Source organism: Flavobacterium subsaxonicum WB 4.1-42 = DSM 21790, from assembly GCF_000422725.1.
Classification (GTDB): domain Bacteria; phylum Bacteroidota; class Bacteroidia; order Flavobacteriales; family Flavobacteriaceae; genus Flavobacterium; species Flavobacterium subsaxonicum.
Map to the genome: position 1 here is coordinate 55,757 of NZ_AUGP01000028.1, position 19,566 is coordinate 75,322.

The 19,566-nt window shown below is 42.4% G+C and carries 21 protein-coding genes; 9 read left to right on the forward strand and 12 right to left on the reverse strand.

Annotated elements, in window-relative coordinates; all coding sequences use genetic code 11:
• Nucleotides 1–114: 114 nt before the first annotated feature.
• From tnpA to G509_RS0109180, 5 genes are all read right to left on the reverse strand, one after another.
• Nucleotides 115–543, reverse strand: a complete 429-nt coding sequence (gene tnpA / locus G509_RS0109160) for an IS200/IS605 family transposase (protein WP_026991251.1) — start codon at nt 541–543, stop codon at nt 115–117.
• A gap of 315 nt (nt 544–858) precedes the next feature.
• On the reverse strand, nt 859–1,809 hold the full coding sequence (locus G509_RS0109165) for a bestrophin family protein (RefSeq protein WP_026991252.1): 951 nt from the start codon (nt 1,807–1,809) through the stop codon (nt 859–861).
• A gap of 38 nt (nt 1,810–1,847) precedes the next feature.
• Complete coding sequence (locus G509_RS0109170) at nt 1,848–2,570, reverse strand: adenine nucleotide alpha hydrolase family protein (protein ID WP_026991253.1); 723 nt, start codon at nt 2,568–2,570, stop codon at nt 1,848–1,850.
• 140 nt (nt 2,571–2,710) lie between these two features.
• The gene (locus G509_RS0109175) at nt 2,711–4,087 is read right to left on the reverse strand and encodes a sensor histidine kinase (RefSeq protein ID WP_026991254.1); all 1,377 of its coding nucleotides are present in this window, start codon (nt 4,085–4,087) and stop codon (nt 2,711–2,713) included.
• Nucleotides 4,088–4,089: 2 nt separating this feature from the next.
• A complete protein-coding gene (locus tag G509_RS0109180) occupies nt 4,090–4,764 on the reverse strand; it encodes a response regulator transcription factor (RefSeq protein WP_026991255.1) in 675 nt (224 codons plus the stop codon).
• 447 nt (nt 4,765–5,211) lie between these two features.
• Between G509_RS0109180 and G509_RS0109185 the strand changes: the two genes are divergently transcribed.
• Nucleotides 5,212–6,840: a hypothetical protein gene (locus tag G509_RS0109185; protein ID WP_026991256.1), complete on the forward strand. Its 1,629-nt coding sequence runs from the start codon at nt 5,212–5,214 to the stop codon at nt 6,838–6,840.
• Nucleotides 6,841–7,008: 168 nt separating this feature from the next.
• Here the strand turns inward: G509_RS0109185 and G509_RS0109190 are convergent, their stop codons facing one another.
• From G509_RS0109190 to G509_RS0109200, 3 genes are read right to left on the reverse strand one after another with little or no spacing between them, the layout of a single operon-like run.
• The gene (locus G509_RS0109190) at nt 7,009–7,821 is read right to left on the reverse strand and encodes a hypothetical protein (protein ID WP_026991257.1); all 813 of its coding nucleotides are present in this window, start codon (nt 7,819–7,821) and stop codon (nt 7,009–7,011) included.
• Between the two features lie 32 nt (nt 7,822–7,853).
• Nucleotides 7,854–8,579, reverse strand: coding sequence for a 16S rRNA (cytidine(1402)-2'-O)-methyltransferase (gene rsmI / locus G509_RS0109195; RefSeq protein ID WP_026991258.1), 726 nt, complete (start codon nt 8,577–8,579; stop codon nt 7,854–7,856).
• Nucleotides 8,579–10,192, reverse strand: a complete 1,614-nt coding sequence (locus G509_RS0109200; protein ID WP_026991259.1) for a hypothetical protein — start codon at nt 10,190–10,192, stop codon at nt 8,579–8,581. The genes rsmI and G509_RS0109200 overlap by 1 nt, the downstream gene beginning before the upstream one ends.
• Nucleotides 10,193–10,293: 101 nt before the next feature.
• Here G509_RS0109200 and G509_RS0109205 point away from each other — a divergent pair, with 101 nt between their 5' ends.
• A complete protein-coding gene (locus G509_RS0109205) occupies nt 10,294–10,920 on the forward strand; it encodes a thymidine kinase (protein WP_035738794.1) in 627 nt (208 codons plus the stop codon).
• Here G509_RS0109205 and G509_RS0109210 read toward each other — a convergent pair whose 3' ends face one another.
• On the reverse strand, nt 10,921–11,256 hold the full coding sequence (locus G509_RS0109210; RefSeq protein ID WP_026991261.1) for a hypothetical protein: 336 nt from the start codon (nt 11,254–11,256) through the stop codon (nt 10,921–10,923).
• A 108-nt stretch (nt 11,257–11,364) separates the two neighbouring features.
• On the opposite strand from G509_RS0109210, the gene G509_RS0109215 reads away from it, so the two are divergent.
• From G509_RS0109215 to G509_RS0109245, 7 genes are all read left to right on the forward strand, one after another.
• On the forward strand, nt 11,365–11,622 hold the full coding sequence (locus G509_RS0109215; RefSeq protein WP_026991262.1) for a DUF6364 family protein: 258 nt from the start codon (nt 11,365–11,367) through the stop codon (nt 11,620–11,622).
• The gene (locus G509_RS0109220; RefSeq protein WP_026991263.1) at nt 11,622–12,038 is read left to right on the forward strand and encodes a type II toxin-antitoxin system VapC family toxin; all 417 of its coding nucleotides are present in this window, start codon (nt 11,622–11,624) and stop codon (nt 12,036–12,038) included. Before G509_RS0109215 ends, G509_RS0109220 begins: the two co-directional genes overlap by 1 nt.
• Nucleotides 12,039–12,042: 4 nt before the next feature.
• Complete coding sequence (locus G509_RS0109225) at nt 12,043–14,490, forward strand: bifunctional UDP-N-acetylmuramoyl-tripeptide:D-alanyl-D-alanine ligase/alanine racemase (protein ID WP_026991264.1); 2,448 nt, start codon at nt 12,043–12,045, stop codon at nt 14,488–14,490.
• Nucleotides 14,491–14,549: 59 nt separating this feature from the next.
• Nucleotides 14,550–14,945 (forward strand): large-conductance mechanosensitive channel protein MscL, encoded by a 396-nt coding sequence (mscL, locus tag G509_RS0109230; protein WP_026991265.1) that lies wholly within the window; start codon nt 14,550–14,552, stop codon nt 14,943–14,945.
• A gap of 193 nt (nt 14,946–15,138) precedes the next feature.
• Nucleotides 15,139–16,128 (forward strand): aspartate-semialdehyde dehydrogenase, encoded by a 990-nt coding sequence (locus G509_RS0109235; RefSeq protein WP_026991266.1) that lies wholly within the window; start codon nt 15,139–15,141, stop codon nt 16,126–16,128.
• Nucleotides 16,129–16,206: 78 nt separating this feature from the next.
• Nucleotides 16,207–16,632 (forward strand): hypothetical protein, encoded by a 426-nt coding sequence (locus G509_RS0109240; RefSeq protein WP_026991267.1) that lies wholly within the window; start codon nt 16,207–16,209, stop codon nt 16,630–16,632.
• 36 nt (nt 16,633–16,668) lie between these two features.
• Entirely contained in the window at nt 16,669–16,986 is a 318-nt protein-coding gene (locus tag G509_RS0109245) for a hypothetical protein (RefSeq protein WP_026991268.1), read from the forward strand.
• A gap of 111 nt (nt 16,987–17,097) precedes the next feature.
• Here the strand turns inward: G509_RS0109245 and G509_RS0109250 are convergent, their stop codons facing one another.
• The 3 genes from G509_RS0109250 to purT form a co-directional block, all read right to left on the reverse strand.
• Nucleotides 17,098–17,775, reverse strand: coding sequence for a YiiX/YebB-like N1pC/P60 family cysteine hydrolase (locus G509_RS0109250; protein WP_242604884.1), 678 nt, complete (start codon nt 17,773–17,775; stop codon nt 17,098–17,100).
• 37 nt (nt 17,776–17,812) lie between these two features.
• Complete coding sequence (locus G509_RS21780) at nt 17,813–18,298, reverse strand: nuclear transport factor 2 family protein (RefSeq protein WP_051200088.1); 486 nt, start codon at nt 18,296–18,298, stop codon at nt 17,813–17,815.
• A 69-nt stretch (nt 18,299–18,367) separates the two neighbouring features.
• A complete protein-coding gene (purT, locus tag G509_RS0109260; protein WP_026991270.1) occupies nt 18,368–19,534 on the reverse strand; it encodes a formate-dependent phosphoribosylglycinamide formyltransferase in 1,167 nt (388 codons plus the stop codon).
• Nucleotides 19,535–19,566 lie beyond the last annotated feature (32 nt).

A 19,566-nucleotide genomic window follows, 5' to 3' on the forward strand; every position in this document is an offset into this window, starting at 1 on the left:
TTCAGGGTCGGGGGGAATGTGAGCTATGCGATTTGTACATAGGGCGTTGCCCCATGCTAATTTGTTGCCGCCCTTTCAGGGCTCGACATTAGCTAATCCCAAAGATATCGTTCGTCAATCAACATTATATTGTTTTAGAAATGTAATGTATTCTTCCTTAAATGTTTTTTCTTTATGATGTTCCTTCTGGCTAAGAATATAATTTTTAACCATTTCGATATGTTTTGGGCTTACCGAAAATGCTCCGTAACCGTCCTGCCAATAAAAATCAGGATGTCCACCTTCTATAGATTTAATCCATTTAGATGATGTTTTCTTTATCTCTTCTATAAATTTTACTAAAGATATTTTCTTTGACAGTACAAATAAAATATGAATATGGTCTGGCATTCCACCAATTTGTAGTGCAGGGCTTTCTGAATTTTTACAAATCCCGGTGATGTAGGCATAGAGTTTAGATTCGATTTCTGGTAAAATCAAATGCTCTCTGTGTTTTGTGCTAAAGACCAAATGGATATAATTGTAAGCGAGCGATTGCGGCATATACTATTTTAAATACGAATATATAAATTTATAGATGACCCTGAAAGGGTCTTACAAATTAGCATAGGGCAACGCCCTATGTACAAATGCATTCCTAATATACCGACCCTGAAAGGGTCGCACATATTAACCCCCAGGCATTACCGAGTGAGATAATACGATTATAATCCCATAAAAAAGCCGCCCCGTAACTACTCAGGGCGGCAAACTATACATAACAACCGGTAACAAACCGGAAACACAAACTCCCTGTGCCTGCGCACAGAGTGCATAATGCCCTTTTACAGGCGGAACAAAACATAAAAACTATAACTATTATAAAACAAAGTAAGCATTTTTAACAGGCTGTATATGGTGCAGGTTTACATCTTCCGGCTTCGCCTCACTTTCAAATTCGTTGCGGTACTCGTCTACCATTTGCATTAGGTTGTTCTCTATGTTGTTAGAAATAGAGATCATAGGCGTATCGGTAGGGCGGTTCTCAAACGGGTCCTGAAGGTGTATCGCCATTTTTTCGATCAGAAAACACGCTGCCCCAATGGTAGCAACCACAGGTATTTGCAGCCAGCCCAAATAATCAGTAAGGCCAAAAGGCAGCAGCATGATAAACAGGCACAGCGTAAAGCGTATGTACATGCTGTACGTGGTAGGGAAAATGGTGTTCTTAATACGTTCGCATTTTCCCATTCCATCGCACAATCGAGTTAGTGTATTGTCTATTTCTACTTGTTGGTATACGCTAAGCCTGCCTTGCTCCAACGCTTTTTTAAGCTCTTTGCCGTGCAGCATTAATATGGCATTAGGCACGTGCTTATGGTTTTTTACAAAGCGCATTTCATCCGGCGTAAGCAATGTGGTTAAAGGCTTAATAGGGTCTTTGCCCCTTAGCGCCTGTGCCAGTGCATAACACCATGCCGCCTGCCGCTTGGCAAAGCCGGTTTTAAATTCGTTAGCCTCTACAGAGAAATCAGGGTCTTTATAAAATATAATAACCTGGCGGAGTAGCGTGCGCGAATCATTTACAATACCGCCCCAAACAATACGGGCTTCCCACCAACGGTCGTACGCCTGATTGCTTTTAAAAGCCAGCAACAACGATATTATAGTACCCAATATACTGGGTACGGCAATAGGTATGTTGATGGATACGGCGTGGTAAAAATGGTGTACCACCTCAAAACCAACTGTATATAGTATTACCAGTGCAAGCTCTATTTTTATCTTGCCCAGTACATATTCCAAGGGTATTCTTTTCTTTAACAGCATAACCGGGGTAACTTAAGTTAATCTTTCTTTCTTCTTCATTAAATCGTTTCGCACAACGAAAGTACCGGCATCCCCAATGCTTCGTTAACCGACATTTTGCTCTTTTTAGAGAGCTTAAGTTTTTCGGGCTTACGGGTTTCAACCAGCAGGTCTATATCATTCTTAAAAATAGTTTCGGCAAGCAGGGGTGCAAGGTCTTCGGGGTTGTGTTCTTCGGCAAGGGTGGCGCGGCTAACAATGGTAAAGCTAAAGCGGCCCTTTAAAAGGCGTTGCAGTTGAGGTAAGCCAATAGTGGTTTTTTCCTGCTCTAAATACATGGCTTTGTTAAGCTGCTGGCCGGTACAGTTTTGCCCTAAGTGCAATATGGGGCATTTGCTGTTGAGTAGCAGGGCAGTGCAATAGCGGTAAATTTTTTCTTTTTCCTGCTTGTAGCTTGGCGTAAGCAGCGTAAGGCCAATGGCTTTGTGCTCTATAATGTTTTTTAGCAATGGCGCCGACATACCGTACTGTAAATGTACCTGCAACACGCAATTGGGGGTGGCTTTAATAAGTTGCTTGCAGCGTGTTAAAACATCAGATTGTGCTGTTGTGTAAGCGGGTTTTATTTTTTGCAGCAGGTAACCTGCCGAGTAGGTATCGGGCACATCGCACACCAACATTAATACAACAGCACAGTTATGACCTGATGCATGTTGGGCGGCTGTTTTTACAGCACCTATGGTATCGGCCTCTAAAGTGGTGGGTATTAGTATGTTTTTCATGGTGTAACATTTAGCGTACACCACAAATTAACCATCTTAATATTAGAGAATGCTTAAGTTATGGTTAGAATTCCCTTAGAATTTACATTAGTGTTTTTAATGTGAGGATTTGAGGAAGGAGGTCGGACCTCCCAATCTCCTTACGCTTTCTGATGCTTCTTAAAAACAATACCTACTACGGTGCCTTTTCCGGGCTCCGACTGTATAACCAGTTCGCCATTGTGCATACGGATAATTTTCATGGCAAGGGGTAGCCCCAGGCCGTAACCGGTATATCGGGTAGCTTCTTTTCCACGGAAAAACGGCTCGTACAGGTACGGAATATCTTCGGGCGGTATGCCAATGCCAATATCGGTAATAACAATTTTAATGGTTTCCTGGCTGGCCGATAAGGTTACAAAAACCTCTTCGTTATCGCTATATTTTACGCCATTGCTAATAATGTTGCCAATAGCCAGTTCCAGCAACGGGCGGTTGCAGGGCAGGGTTAGCAGGTCGGCATCTTCAGGAATGTGGCTAAGGTTAATGGTAATACGGTTGTTGGGATAGAGTTTATCCAGATCGCATTTTAAATCCATTAAAAGCTCGTCTATACGGGCAACATCCAAAACCTGTTTTTTACCATCGTAACCGGTCTGGGTTAATTTTAGCAGGCTTTCGGTAAGGTTGGCAAGGCGTGTGGCCTGTTGCTGTATGTTGCCAAGCACTTGTTCATATTCATCAGTATTACGCTCTTTAAGTAGGGCAATTTCTGCCTCGGCAATAATGGTAGTAATGGGTGTTTTAAGCTCGTGCGATGCGTTATTAATAAAATTAGCCTGAATTTCAAAGCTTGTTTCCAGCCTGTCGAGCATGTTGTTAAACGTTTTGGCCAACTTGTAAATCTCGTCGCTCTCATCGGCATCGGGCATGGGTAGTCGGTTATGCAGGTTGGATGCGCTAATATGATTAACCTCTTTAGTAATACGCGCTACGGGGTTAATAACCCTGCGTGCCAAAAAGCGGCCAAAAAAGTAGGCGAGCAACAAAAAGGCTATCCCACCAAAAAGCATAATGCGGGTAATATACAAAGTAGTGGTATTGCCGCGGCGGTCTTTAGCCGATACAATAACCAGGTATTTTATGCCATTTTCATTAAACAGTTGGGCATAATAATAGGTGTACCCGTCGGCAAACCAGTCGCTGCCCTTAGATAGTGCGTTGGCATAAAACTCCGGTGGAAGCTTAAGTGCCGTGTTGTACTCAAAAGAATTAGGTCCGTTGACTTTAAGCACATACTCGTGCTCATCGATAAGTTCGGGCAGGCCATTGCGTTTAAGCGCGCGATAGTAATTGGCTTTTTCAGGGTCTATTTGGTAATGAATAGACGCCACAATTTTAGCCCTGTCTACCAGGCGTTTTACAAAATAATACTCGTTATTACGCTTAAATAAAACAAAAACCACCACACACAGCAATAGTGTACTAATACCCGAAAGGGTAATATAAGTAAGGGTAATTTTCTTTTTTATTTGCATGCTTACGGTTTTAGCACATAGCCCAAACCTTTAATGGTATGGATAAGCTTGTTAGGGTAGGGCTTGTCTATTTTGTTGCGCAGGTAATTAATGTACACATCTACCACATTGGTATTCATATCGAAATTAATGTTCCAAACGTTATCCAGTATCTTTTCCCGCGATAGTATGGTCTTGGTGTTCTTGGCCAGGTAATACAGCAGGTTAAATTCTTTAGCGGTAAGAATAATAGCATCCTGGCCACGCTTAACGGTTTTAGAGCGCTGGTTTATTTCCAGGTCTTCTACAGTAATAATTTCCGGCTGTTTGTGTTCCTGTCCCGCACGGCGTGCAAGGGCATTAATGCGCGCCTCCAGTTCGGCAAACCTAAAAGGCTTGGCCATATAATCGTCGGCACCGGTATTAAGGCCGTTAACAATGTTTTCGCTGCTGGTAAGAGCGGTAAGCATTAAAATAGGCACAAAATTTCCGGCAGCCCTAAGCCTTCGGCAAATTTCTATACCGTTAATGTCTGGCAGCATCACATCCAGCACAACAACATCAAAAGCGTTGTTGGCAAGCATCTCTAATGCTGTTGTGCCATCAAGCGCGGCACTAACATCGTGGTTTTTTTCAGATAACCCCTTCCGGATAACCGAAAGAAGGTTAGGTTCGTCTTCAACAATAAGAAGCTTCATGGGCAGAATTAAGGTAATCTCAACAAAAATAATAATTTAGTCGCAAAGATTGGGCTAAATAATTAAATGAGTAAATTTATTGTATTTGTGGTGATATCTCTAATGCCCGTAGGGCGTTGCCCCACGCTAATTTGTTTAACCCTTTCAGGGTTGAGTGCAGATCTATTATCTTATGTCTATTATCTAAAAATCTTATAAACATATTCCGCAGGGCGTTGCCACATGCTAATTTATGCAACCCTTTCAGGGTTGGGCGGAAAGGCTATTATCTTACGTATCTCATCTAAAAATCTTATAATATATTCCGTAGGGCGTTGCCCCACGCTAATTTGTGCAACCCTTTCAGGGTTGGGCCCAGGTCTATTATCTTATGTCTACCATCTAAAAATCTTTTTTAAAATGTAACTTTCTGCAATAATGCCGACTAATACCCCAAACACCTAAACCATGAAAAGAACATTAGTCATTATTGCATTGGCTTTTATTACATTTTTGTTTTTCTATTTTGGCATGCCCGTACTTAACTACGGCTTTATTCAGCTGCCGTTAATGCTTATGTTATTGCTGATACTTAGTATTGTAATGACCGCGACTTACGAAGTTAAAGGCGCCAAAACCACCACTAAGTTTTTAAAATGGCACCGTATACCAATGGTAGCCTTAATAGTGCTTTTTTTATACTTAACCCTTGTTCCGTTATTTACTACTGCTCCATTACTTAGAAGCCAGGACTACCGCGAAATGGTGGGTGAGGTGCATAAGGGCGAAAAAATCACCAATCACATTGCACCAATATCGTTAGACCGTATACGTGTGGTAGACGAAGAGCTTGCCACCCTGTTGGGCGAAAAAATATTAGGGTCTGACCCTGCGCTTGGTAGCAAGGCCGAGCTGGGCGAATTTTTTATTCAGAAAGTAAACGACCAGCTGTATTGGGTTGCCCCGCTATTGCATTCAGGATTTTTTAAGTGGCTTAATAACACCGCCGGTACAGAGGGCTACGTAATGGTTAGTGCCACTAACGAACGCGATGTTAAGCTGGTACAGAACCTTGCCGGGGCCGACCTTAAAATTAAGTTTCAGCCGAATGCCTTTTTTGGTAGTAAGATTGAGCGCCACCTGTATTTTAATGGTTATGAAAGCACCGGCCTGGCCGACTATAATTTTGAGATAGACGAAGCCGGTAAGCCGTTTTGGGTTGCCACCAAATACCGTAAAGAAATTGGTTTTGCCGGTAACGATGCTGTGGGTATTGTTACGGTAGATGCCCAAACGGGTGCTATCAGAGAATATAGCTTGGATAAAGTGCCTGCCTGGATAGACCGCATTCAGCCCATAGAGTTTATTGAAGAGCAGCTGGCCGACTGGGGCGAATATGTGCACGGTTTCTGGAACTTTAGCAACGAAGATAAGCTGATGATTACCGAAGGCCTTACCCTGGTTTACGGCCACGATAACCGCTCGTACTGGTACACCGGTGTATCATCGGTTGGTAAAGAAGAATCGGCTGTTGGTTTCATATTGGTAGATACCCGTACTAAAGAGGCTACCATGTACAACCAGAGTGGCGCTACCGAGTATGCTGCCCAAAGCTCTGCCGAAGGTAAGGTGCAGGAAAAAGGGTATAAGGCATCGTTGCCTATTCCGTACAACATTAACAACATTCCTACCTATGTTATGACGCTTAAAGATGGCGGCGGACTCGTAAAAATGTATGCTATGGTTGCCATTGGCGATTATACTATTGTAGGCGTGGGTAACACCATGCGCGAAACCCTTATGAGTTACAAAAACGTGTTTAATATGGCCGGTAACCGCATAAACCCAACGGCACAGGCTAACAGAAAAAACCTGCTTAATGTAGTAACCCGCATACATAGCGATATTAAAAACGGCAACAGTTTTTACTATTTTACGGTAGAGGGTTCGCCTAAAATATTTATTGGCTCGTCGCAGCTTTCTAACGAGCTGCCTGTAACCCAGGTGGGCGATAGCATTAGCATATCATTCGACCTGGACAGCGAAGAGGTTATAGATGTTTCTACCTTCGATAATTTAAAATTAGGAGGTAAGTAAGTTTTATAATGGATATTAAAAAAAATCCCTTTCAGCAGCTGTTGAAAGGGATTTTTTTTTGGGATATGAGTGCAGCATAGAAGCTCCTGAGAGCGACATATTTATAGAAAGAACAGGTGGAGCTTAAAATGTTATACTGATATGTCAGGTTTAGGATAGGAGGAATCTCTACTTAATCTTTTTCAGCTCGTCCATCTGGTCTTCTTCAAAGCGCTTATAATTGGTAATTATCGATTTTGAGAAGTTGTCTTTTAATGCCGACTTGATATTAAACAGGCCTCCGCCTTCCTGGTAGGTGGCTTTTATTCCCACAACCAGTGTGTCGTGTATAATGGTGGCCTTATAAATCTCTTCAGATGATCCCTGGTCATTAAAAAGCACGACACTTTTAATGCTCATCTGATCGCGGTGTTCTTTATTTGATGGCGCATTAATTAACGATAGCGTTTGTTTTGATGTATTTTCTATAAGTACCATACTGTACTCGTCGCAATCGGTAAGGCCATCATCATCCGATGCTCCCATTTCAAAAGCAGACGCAGAAAATATAGAGAATTTATCGCCCACCGCATCCTGAACGGGGAAAATGCTTTTGCTGTCAATTTTAAAAACCTGCCTGCCAAATACAATATGGTCTTTGTTGTTGAGCTTAATTTTTACAAAATGGGCCCTTTCGCAATAGTCGGAACTGTTTTTTAGATTAGCCATTTTTGTGGTAACTTCCAGTATCTGTACCTTTTTAAAACCATCGGTAGCAAGTGTGCCTGTCTCATTAAAATTGGCATCATATTCGGGTAGGGTTTTATCAATAATAATACCTTCACCCAATTGCTTTTCAAAAACAAGCGGCTCATTTACCCGGGTAGTAGTTGGCGTAGGTAGCGTATCAGTTACTACCGTTTCGGTTTGTTGTACTTCCTCCGTTTTTTTACAGCTTGTTGCCGCCAGTAAAAGTAGGCCAATGTAAACAGGTAATTTCATACGCCACTATTATGAGAATTAAGAAATCGGTGTTAATCTGCCAAATCCGCGTCGTCTGCATTTCTGTTCCTTTTTGCTTTCGGCTCCGGAACAAAACCACCAACCACCACTACAATTTCGCCACGAGGCTCTTTTTTAGTAAAATGCTCCAGCACCTCTGTAGCAGTGCCGCGAACGGTTTCTTCGTGTAGCTTGCTCAGCTCGCGCGATACCGATACCGGCCTTTCTGCCCCAAAGTACTGTACAAATTCAGCCAGGGTTTTTACCAGTTTGTGTGGCGACACATAAAATATCATGGTGCGTACTTCTTCGGCCAGAGCCAAAAAGCGGGTCTGCCTGCCTTTTTTATCGGGTAAAAAGCCCTCAAAAACAAACTTATCATTGGGTAGGCCGCTATTGACCAATGCAGGCACAAAAGCCGTGGCACCGGGCAGGCACTCTATGGGTATATTATGCTGCACACAGGCACGGGTTAGCAAAAATCCGGGGTCTGATATAGCAGGCGTACCGGCATCGCTAATTAGGGCAATGCTTTCGCCACTTTGCAGCCGTTGGATTATGCCCTCTACCGTTTTATGCTCATTGTGCATGTGGTGGCTGTGCATGTGCGTGCCAATATCAAAATGCTTAAGCAGTTTGGCACTGGTACGCGTATCTTCGGCCAGGATAAGGGTAACTTCTTTAAGTACTTTTATGGCCCTGAAGGTCATATCCTCAAGATTGCCTATGGGCGTGGGAACAATATAAAGTTTAGACATTAACTAAATCTTTTTTCTACAATGGACATAAAGCGTTCTTCGTACTCTTCTTTGCCTTTCCAGTTATTATAATCGGGTTTAACCAGGTCTTCTATAAAGTTTTGGGCTTCCTGGTAGCCGTTAAACGTGTTAAGTTGTGATATAACACGGTTAAGATCATCACTACTGCCATTAAACAGGTTTTTTTCGAAAGCAATACGGTCGTTCAACGCCAAAGATATTGCCTTTACAAAACCATCGTTAAACGATTTTGGAGCCGCAGCCGGTTTAGCCTCTTCGGCTTTTGGCGCCGATGGAGTTGGCTCCCAGTCGCGCCAGTCTTTTTCTTCTGCCTTTGGAGCTTCAGGAGCTGTGGGTGCCGATGGGGTAGCCGCCGGTGTAGATGGGGTAGGTTCCCAATCGCGCCAGTCTTTTACGGGCTCCGGTTCTTTTAAAGGCTCGGGTTGTTTAGCCGGTTCATCGGTAGCCGGTTTATTAGGCTGCCAGTTGCGCCAGTCGTTCGGGTCAGATTCTGCCTTAGGTGCATCATCTCCCTTTTTAATAAACTCAGGCTCTTTATAATCGTGAAAATCTTCAAACGAGATCTCTTTTTGTTTCGCAGGTGTTTCTGGCGCAGCTGGGCGCTCAAAAGCAAATTCAAAGCCTGTTTTACTATCCTCTGCCTTAGTATTGGCATCGGGCTCAATGGTTTTAATTTCGGCATCGGCAGCTTTTTCTTCCTCTTCGGGGCTGCTTTCGTGCTCGTTTTCGTAAACCGCTGCCGCAGAGGCTTCTTCTGCCTTAATATCTTCTGCCGGTTTCTCTACCTGAACTTTTACCTCAGGCTCTTCATGGGTTTCCTCTGCTTTTGGCTCTTCGGCCTTAGCCTCAGTTTTAGGCTCCTCTTTAGGTTCTTCAACTTCCGGTTCAGCCTTTGGCTCTTCTACCTCCGGTTTTTCTTCTTCTTCTTCCGGTTTTGGTTCGCCTTCTTCGGCAGTATCTTCTTCTATTGCCTCTTCGGCCACTTCGCTTTCCTCGTCAGCAGGAACAGTTTCTTTAGCCTCAGCGGGGGTTTGTTTTTCTTCCTCTTCAGCTACGGGTTCTTTGTCATCGCTATCAGTATCAACCCCTTCACCACTTTTATTCTCTTTATCCTGCTTTGGTTCTGCTTCTTCGGCTACTTCGCTTTCTTCCTCGGCAGGAACAGTTTCTGTAGCTTCAGGAGTTTCTTTTTTCTCTTCGTCGGCAACAGGTTGTTTGCCATCAGTATCAGTGTCTACGCCTTCGCCACTTTTATTCTCTTTATCCTGCTTTGGCTCTTCTTTGGCTTCAGCCACTTTTTTAGCCTTGCGCTCTGCCGCTTTTTCATCAGCCTCCTTATCCAGTTCGCCCGGTTCCGGCTTTACAAGCTCCTCTTCGCTAAGCCCGTAAACATCTTCCAGTTTAAACAAAGCCGATGCATGCCCAATAGTTGGGGTGGCACCTTTAAAATTATCTTCTACAAATTTAAGCATCGACAGCTTTTCGTAAAGCTTTAGCGTTTCCTGCTGCAGTTGGTCGATCTCTGCCCTGTCCTTAAGTTTTAGTATACGGTGGGCAATGCTAATGAGGTCGGCTTCTAATCTTTTCTTCATAACTTTTAGAATAATAGGGGTTGGCGCAATAGATTTTTAATAAATTTGTTTTATACAAAGTAACAGAAAACATTTCTGTTTTACAGCCTGAAAAATACAAAATGTTTCTCGAAAATACAGTAAACCATAAAGAACAGTTTGGGTGGATAGAGGTCATCTGCGGCTCCATGTTTTCGGGCAAGACAGAAGAACTTATCCGCAGGCTTAAGCGGGCGCAGTTTGCACAGCAAAAAATAGAGATATTTAAACCCACTATAGATACCCGCTACCACGACGAAATGGTTATTAGCCATGATGCCAACGAAATACGGTCTACCCCCGTAACATCGGCCGCTATGATACGCTTACTTGCGCAGGACTGCGATGTGGTGGGTATAGACGAAGGGCAGTTTTTTGATGATGAGATTATTACCGTTTGCAACGACCTTGCCAACGCCGGCATACGCGTTATTGTAGCCGGACTGGATATGGATTTTAAAGGCAACCCCTTCGGCCCCATGCCTGCTCTTATGGCTACCGCCGAATATGTTACCAAAGTACACGCTGTTTGCACCCGTACCGGTAACCTTGCCAACTACAGTTTTAGGAAAGCCAATAATAACAACCTGGTACTATTAGGCGAAACCGAAGAATACGAACCCCTTAGCCGTGCTGCCTACTACCAGGCACTACGCGAGCAGCAGGAACAAAATGCGATTACTAATAAGAAGGTGGATAAGCCGGAGTAATTATTTTACCGATACATAATGCCCTATAAGCAGGCCTTCGGCTAATAGTGCCTCGCCGGTAAATAAAACGGTTCCATCCCAATCAGTCCACACCAATTTATACTTTACGTTGCTGGGTACTGTGCTTTCTATAAAAGCAATGGTAAGGTTGCCTGTTGCAGGCCCGTCTACACCATCCCATGTTGAAGAATATTTGCCAATAAAGGGTTCGGTGCCTTTTTCAACCAAAGTTGCGTTTTCTGTGGCAACCGTAAAAAGGCGGTTGTTGGTAAACTCGCCTGTAAGGTTGCCATTATCTGTTGGTTTTAAATAAAAGGAGCCTATTATTGTACCCATCTTGCTGTAAAGTGTAAAACAAAGTTAGAGAATTGTTTGTAATTTTATGATGAATTATTTGTACGGATTTATTTTGTATATTTGTACGTACAGATTAAATTAAAGTTTATGGATACCAAACTCACGCTGAAATTAGATAAGGATATCATTGAAAAAGCTAAAGAATATGCTGCAAAGCAAAACAAAAGCTTATCATCTATAATAGAATCTTTTTTACAGGTTCTAACATTAGAAAATAAGGAAGAGAAAGCGAATGAAATAAAAATCTCTCCATTTGTTAAAAGTCTTTCTGTGAAATCAAATATACCGGCAGACCTTGATTACAAAAAAGAGTTGGGAGACTATTATGCTGAAAGATATAAATAATGGCTAAACTATTTATAGACACAAATGTAATGATTGACCTGCTTGCAGAAAGGCAACCGTTTTACAAAGATATTGCACAAATAATTACATTAATTGAGCAGGAAAAAATTAAAATAGTGGCTTCGTCATTGTCATTTGTAAATGCATTTTACGTACTTGCCAGATCTTATGAAAAACCACTGCTTTTTGATATGCTTACCCGGTTCAGGATTATTTGTGAAGTATCTTCTATTGATGAAATAATGATAGATAAAAGTTTACATTCAGGTTTCAGCGATTTTGAAGATGCTGTGCAGTACTATAGTGCTATCCACCATAAATGTGATATTTTTATTACGCGTAATAAAAAAGATTTCAAAAAAGCTGAAATACCAGTAATCACACCCGAAGAATTTTTAGCATCTTTAAACAAATAACCCCTTGAGCGTAAATACCCAGGACATTATACCCGCCATGCATTCCCGTTTTGAAGGGAGGCAGCGCGATATGGAAATAGATAACGTATCTATAGACAGCAGATCGTTGCAAAACAATATTGGCACGCTGTTTTTTGCGCTTATTGGGCAAAACCGCGACAGCCACCAGTACATTGCTCAGCTTATAGAAAAAGGCGTACTTAATTTTGTGGTAAGCCATATACCTGTTGAGGTTATTGGCAAGGCCAACTATTTTGTGGTACAAAATACCCTTACTGCCCTTCAGGATTTTGCCATTTATTACAGGCAGCTATACAACTTTCCGGTAATTGCCATAACGGGCAGCAGCGGAAAGACCATTGTAAAAGAATGGCTCAACTACCTTATGAGCCCCGATTATACCATTATCCGTAGCCCTAAGAGCTACAATTCGCAGGTTGGGGTACCGCTTTCTATAATTGGTATTAACGAGAGGCACAACCTGGGCATTTTTGAAGCGGGAATTTCTACCGTGGGCGAAATGGAAAAACTGGAACCCATCATAAGGCCTGATATTGGTATACTGACCAACATTGGTGCTGCCCACGATGAAGGCTTTGCCACCCGTATCGAAAAGATTAAGGAAAAGCTAAAGCTGTTTGCTAATGTAAAAACACTTATACTTCAGCAAAATAAATTTATAGAGTCGGAACTGCTGGCATCGTATCCGTTAAAAACATTTACATGGAGTTTTGAGCCGGGCGCCGATGTGCAAATTATTACACAACACAACACCGGCAGCACACAACTGGATGTTTATTATAACGATACTACCTTTCAGGCGGCAATTCCGTTTACGGATGAAGCCTCTGTAGAAAATGCTATTACCTGCCTTATGCTACTATTGCATTTGGGCTACAGTTATGAAACGATAACCGACAGGCTTGCCGGCCTATATCCGGTAGAGCTTCGCCTGCAGGTTAAAAACGGCAACAACGGGTGTACCATTATAGATGATAGTTTTAGTTCCGATTATCAGTCGCTTAAAATTGCACTCGATTTTTTAGAGCAGCACAAAACCCACCAGAAAAAAACGGTTATACTGTCAGACGTTTTCCAAAGCGGATTTGATACCGAATTGGTGTACGCCAAAGTCGCCAAGCTGTTATCGGGTCACAGCATAAGCCAGGTAATAGGTATAGGCGAGAAAATCAGCGAGCAGCTGGCCGATTATCCTAACTTCTTTCCGTACAAAACCACGCAGGAGTTTTTGGCACATTACAAAGCCAGCTCTTTTGAAGACGAAACCATACTGGTTAAAGGTGCACGTAGCTTTAGGTTCGACGAGATCGTGGTGTTCCTCGAAGAAAAGACCCACGAAACGGTGTTGGAAATTAACCTGAACTCCATCATCCATAACCTTAATTTCTATAAAAGCCGGCTACTGCCGTCTACCAAAATAATGGTAATGGTAAAGGCATTTGGCTACGGCAGCGGTAGTTACGAAATTGCTAAGGCACTATCGCACCAAAAAGTCGATTATTTAGGTGTGGCTTTCGCCGATGAAGGTATCTCGCTTCGCAATGCAGGCATCAGCACACCCATTATAGTTATGAATCCCGAGAGTTCTGCATTTGCGGCCATGGCAGCCTATAATCTGGAACCGGAAATATATTCCGCCAAAGAGCTGCGCGCTTTTATAGCCGTAGCACAACAAAAAAATTTAAGTAATTACCCTATACATATAAAGTTAGATACCGGCATGCACAGACTGGGTTTTGAAGAAAACCAGTTAGAGGAGCTTATTGACCTGCTGCGCAACAATAACCTTGTTGAGGTTAAAACTATTTTCTCGCACCTATCTTCGAGCGATGTGCCGGAGTACCGTGATTTTACTTTAGGACAGATAGCAAAGTTCGACCAATGGTCGGCGCAATTAATAGAGGTTTTAGGCATCAATCCGCTACGGCACATACTCAACACATCGGGCATTTACAATTACCCCGAAGCGCAGTACGATATGGTGCGCCTGGGTATTGGCCTTTATGGAGTGGGTAACGATGAAACCGAACGTGCCCAGCTGGAAACCGTGGGTACGCTTAAAACCATCATCCTTCAGATAAAAGATATCCCGAGGGGGGAGAGCATCGGCTACAGCCGAAAATACCGCACCTGGCAGGATACCCGTATTGCAACGCTGCCTATTGGTTATGCCGATGGTATACCGCGTGCCTGGGGTAACGAGAGGGGTTATGTGGTAATAAATAATCGCAAGGCCATGATTATTGGCACGATATCTATGGATATGATGATGGTAAATATTACAGGCATAGAGTGCAAAGAAGGCGATACCGCCATTATTTTTGGCAAAGCACCCACCGTTAGCGATATTGCCAAGGCATTGGGCACAATACCTTACGAGATTTTAACGAGCATTTCACAACGTGTTAAGAGGGTTTTTTATAAAGAGTAAATTGTTTTTTGTAACTTAGCTTACCAAACAATTTGTAACATAACCCAAAAAAGTACACTATGGCATTAATGAAAGAATTTAAAGAGTTTGCACTAAAAGGCAATGTAATGGACCTTGCAGTGGGTGTTGTTATTGGTGCTGCCTTTAACGCAATTGTAAAATCGCTGGTAGAAGATATTATAACGCCCTTGCTGCTAACCCCTGCACTGGAGGCTGCTAACCTTAAAAACCTTGCCGAACTTACCATACCGGGCACGGCGGTTAAGTATGGCAATTTTCTTTCTAATGTAATTTCGTTTATTATTGTAGCCTTTGTATTGTTTATGATTATTAAAGGGGTAAATGCAACACGTAAAAAAGAAGCAGCCGCACCTGCCGCACCACCGGCACCAAGTAACGAAGAAAAATTGCTTATGGAAATTAGGGATGCCCTTAAAAGCAGGCCTAACGTGTAATTAAATTTGCTGATTATAGCAAAAGTGTTTGTTTTATCACACACGGTATAAAAAGACGTTTCCGCTACACTAAATATTCTATTGTTTAACAAAACCGCCCCTAAAAGGCGGTTTTTCTTTGTTATATTTTTGTGTGTTGAAACACTTTTATAACTAATTTTGCTGCAAACGTTTAATTAATAACATAGTAAATATGAAAGTTGCTGTTGTAGGCGCTACCGGAATGGTAGGTGAAGTAATGCTAAAAGTACTGGCAGAAAGAAATTTTCCGATAACTGAATTAATACCTGTTGCCAGCGAGCGATCTGTAGGTAAAGAGGTGGAGTATAAGGGAAAGAAGTACAAGGTTGTTGGCCTTGAGACTGCGGTTAGCATGAAGCCGGAAATAGCGTTATTTTCTGCCGGCGGCGATACTTCTAAAGAGTGGGCCCCAAAATTTGCTGCGGCCGGAACCACCGTTATAGACAACTCCAGCGCATGGCGTATGGATGCTACCAAAAAACTGGTAGTGCCCGAAATTAATGCCGGCGAACTGACTAAAGATGATAAGATTATAGCCAACCCTAACTGCTCTACCATACAAATGGTACTGGCACTGGCGCCGCTACACAAAAAATACAATATTAAGCGCGTGGTGGTTTCTACTTACCAAAGCGTTACCGGTACAGGTGTTAAGGCTGTTAAGCAGCTGGAAAACGAATATGCCGGTATAGAGGGCGAAATGGCCTACAAGTACCCAATTCACCGTAATGCAATACCGCAGATAGACGTGTTTGAAGACAACGGCTATACTAAGGAGGAGATGAAAATGACGCGCGAGACCAAGAAAATTATTGGTGACGATTCTATACAGGTTACGGCTACAACCGTGCGCATACCAACCGTAGGAGGCCACAGCGAGGCGGTTAACGTAGAGTTTACCAACGATTTTGAACTGGCCGACATCCGCCGGATATTAGAAGATACTGATGGTATTACCGTACAGGATAACATTGCTTTGTTTGACTACCCAATGCCATTATATGCCGAGGGTAAAGACGATGTTTTTGTGGGGCGTATCCGCAGAGACGAAAGCCAGGCCAACACCCTAAACCTTTGGATAGTGGCCGATAACCTTCGTAAAGGTGCTGCCACTAATGCCGTGCAAATTGCCGAGTATTTGGTTGCAAATGGTTTGGTGTAAAGCTATCGTTAAAATTTTAAACAAGGCTATCCATAAAGGGTAGCCTTATTTTTTACATTTGTATATAATTTTTCGCACATGTATAAGGATTTTTCTCGCGATATTTATATAGTTTTTAGTAATGATGAACTTTTAGTAGATTCTATTAGAGCTGGATCGGATGTGTTGCTTAATCTCGGCAGGCCGGACTCGCTTAAAGTGCCAGAATATTTTAAGGATAATAAACCTGAATGTATTAGCAATGTTATTACTTCTTATTCAGACCATCCTAACAAATTGCTTAGTTCGTTACTGCATTTGTTGCAGGTAAATAGTCGTCTTATTGTAGGTACTGCTGGACTTTCAAAGGATTCTATTGTTGAAATTATCAACTATTTAAAAACCTTATCAGGGGTTGGCAAACAAATAATTTTCATTCATACTACACATCAGGACAAGTCAATAAGTTCAGATTTAAAACAAATAACGGATCAGAATATTGATCAGATTGTAGAGCTTTTGTAGCAACATTCGTAAGGTTTATGGATAAGTTATTCCCCAATGATAAATGATGCATTATATATTTTTGGAGAAGAATCATATCTTATACTTTTAGACTGGAATACATTAGAGTTAGTTGATTTACAGAATAAAAACAAATTAGGTTCTATTTTAATAATAATTATAATAATGCAAAGACGTCATAAATTTTTAATAGTTTCACTATTAATGCTGATCGGGGGATTTTTCGCTGCGGGTTATGGGTTTGGTAGCAGTAATTTGGTTTCAGGTCTTTCAGGCCTGCTTTTTTATGGTGGTTTACTGTCCTTTGTTGGTGGAATTATTATGTTTATTAAATCTGTACAAACTAATGATTAATTTGTATCGCTAAAATGATTTACCTATCGCGTAGCGATTTAATTTCGGTAGAAAAATAATACCACACATCAAATTTCCCTTTAGGGAATTAATATTAGTCCCTTCATCATACTATTTCTCGTACTGATTAATTACAATATCAAAATAATCAGTGTTGTACATAGGTTCCATAGAATAGAACAATTTTTCGCGGATCTCAGTCTCGTGGGGCAGGGTAAGTATGTGGAGGTCTTTCTCTATAATAACCCAGATAAGCTCTGTGCAAAACAGTGTAGAGGTATCATCTATCACGCCTTTATGGTCAAACGGAATGTGTTTGGCAAGGTAGCTCTCTGCCAGTTGCGCGATTTTTTTGCCTGTGGCTTCATCGGCATTTTTAGCGCGGGTAATAATTATTTTCCCGGGTGCAGAATAGTTAAGGAAATCGGTCAGCGGCTGTATCTGCATCCCGTCAATATCCGATACATCAGATGATAGCGCGTGAATTACAAACCATTTGCTATTGCGTTTTACCAAGATGCCGGCATGGGTAACATCGATACTGCCATGGTTGAGGTTTTTGGCAATAATATCGCTAAAATAGCCAAAGCCCTTACGCAGTATAAAGTCGCCTTCGTGCAGTTGTGCCATTTCAGTTGGGTTAAGGCGGGTAACGGCTTTATTTTCGGCTATAGCCAGGGTTTCGGCATTGTGGTCGGCTATAAAAAAGAGTTTATAGCAAAGTGCCATTAAACAAAAAAACGCTGCCACAAATAAAAATACTTTCTTAATTGGGTAGCGTTTTTTCACAATGTTTATATTGGCCGTTAAACGGCAGATAATGTAATTATTGAGCCGGTGCTGCAGGAGCAGCTTCGGTTGCAGGAGCTTCAGGAGCAGTCATTGTTGGAGCCTGGCCCGGAGCAGGAGGAGCAGGAACACCACCTTTAGGAGCTTCTTTGCCCATAGTTACTTTCCACTCGTCGCCCACTTTAACAAGCTTTAGTTCTTTAGGCTCGCCTTCAGCTTTAGGCTTATCTTTAGAGGTGCTTTGGTATTTAACAACAGCAGTGCTGTCTTTAACTTCGCTCGAAACAATTTCTATTTTAATGCCTTGCTTTTTAATTTCTTCTCTTTTTGCAGGGTCAATCATGCTTTCTGCCATACCAAGCATAGAGCCGGTAGCTTCGTCGCAATATTTTTTGGCCGTGGCAAAATCAGCATTAGCGGTGCTTTCTAAAAAGCTTTTAGCTGTAGCTTCAACTTTATTGTCTGAACATGATACAAGCATTGCCATCGACATAAATGCTACGATCGAAAATAATTTTTTCATAAAAAGAGGTTGTTATATTTTTGTGTAAAAGTACTATTTTGGTATTACAAAACAATACCTGTATAATTATTATTTATTTACAGTAACCAGTGCCGCAGCCGCTTTGGCCTTTTCTATAATGCCCTCAACAGGTGTATCTACGCTATCGCTAACCAGCGCAACACCCATGCGGCGGTACGGGCGGGTAGTGGGCTTGCCAAACAACCTGAAATCAGTTTTAGGCAGGGCAGCAATTTTTTCTACACCGGTAAATGTTGGGCTATCGCTGGTATCGGTTGCTAAAATAACGGCACTTGCACCGGCTTTTTCCAGCGTAATTTCGGCTATAGGCAGGCTTAGTATCGCACGTAAGTGCAGTTCGAATTCATTAAAGTTTTGTGTGCCGGCAAGGGTAACCATACCGGTATCGTGCGGGCGTGGAGAAAGCTCCGAGAAATAGACACCTTCATCTGTAAGGAAGAACTCTACACCAAAAATACCGGCACCACCAAGGGCCTCGGTAACTTTTCGGGCCATATCCTGCGCTTCGGCAAGGGCAGCATCGGTAACGTTGGCGGGCTGCCAGCTTTCCTGGTAGTCACCGCGCTCCTGGCGGTGGCCAATAGGGCTGCAAAACAGGGTAGGGTTGTTGTTTTGTGTAACCGTTAGCAGGGTAATTTCCGAATTAAAATTTACAAATGCCTCTACAATAACCTCTACCACATCGCCACGCGAACCTTCAACCGCATATTTCCATGCTTTTTCTATATCGTCCTGTGTTTTAATGGTGCTTTGCCCTTTACCTGAAGACGACATTAATGGCTTAACCACGCAAGGCATACCCACCTCGGCAACCGCTTTTTGAAGCTCATCGGCAGAAGTTGCATAACGGTAGTTAGCAGTGCGCAGGCCAAGGTCTTTAGCCGCAAGGTCGCGTATGGCTTTACGGTTCATGGTAAAGTTGGCCGCTTTAGCCGATGGCACTACGGTAATGCCCTGTTTTTCGTAATCGTAAAAACGTTCGGTACGAATGGCTTCAATTTCAGGTACTATAAAATCCGGCTTATGTTTGGCAATAACAGCATCAAGGGCATCGCCATCAAGCATGTTTATAACCTCAAAACCGTGGGCAACCTGCATTGCAGGGGCGTTAGCATAGCTGTCAACCGCAATAACGGTCTGGCCTATGCGCTGTGCCGCGATTACAAATTCTTTACCCAACTCTCCAGATCCTAATAGTACTATCTTTTTTTGCATTTGTATGATTGGTTTTTAAGCGTAACAAAGTT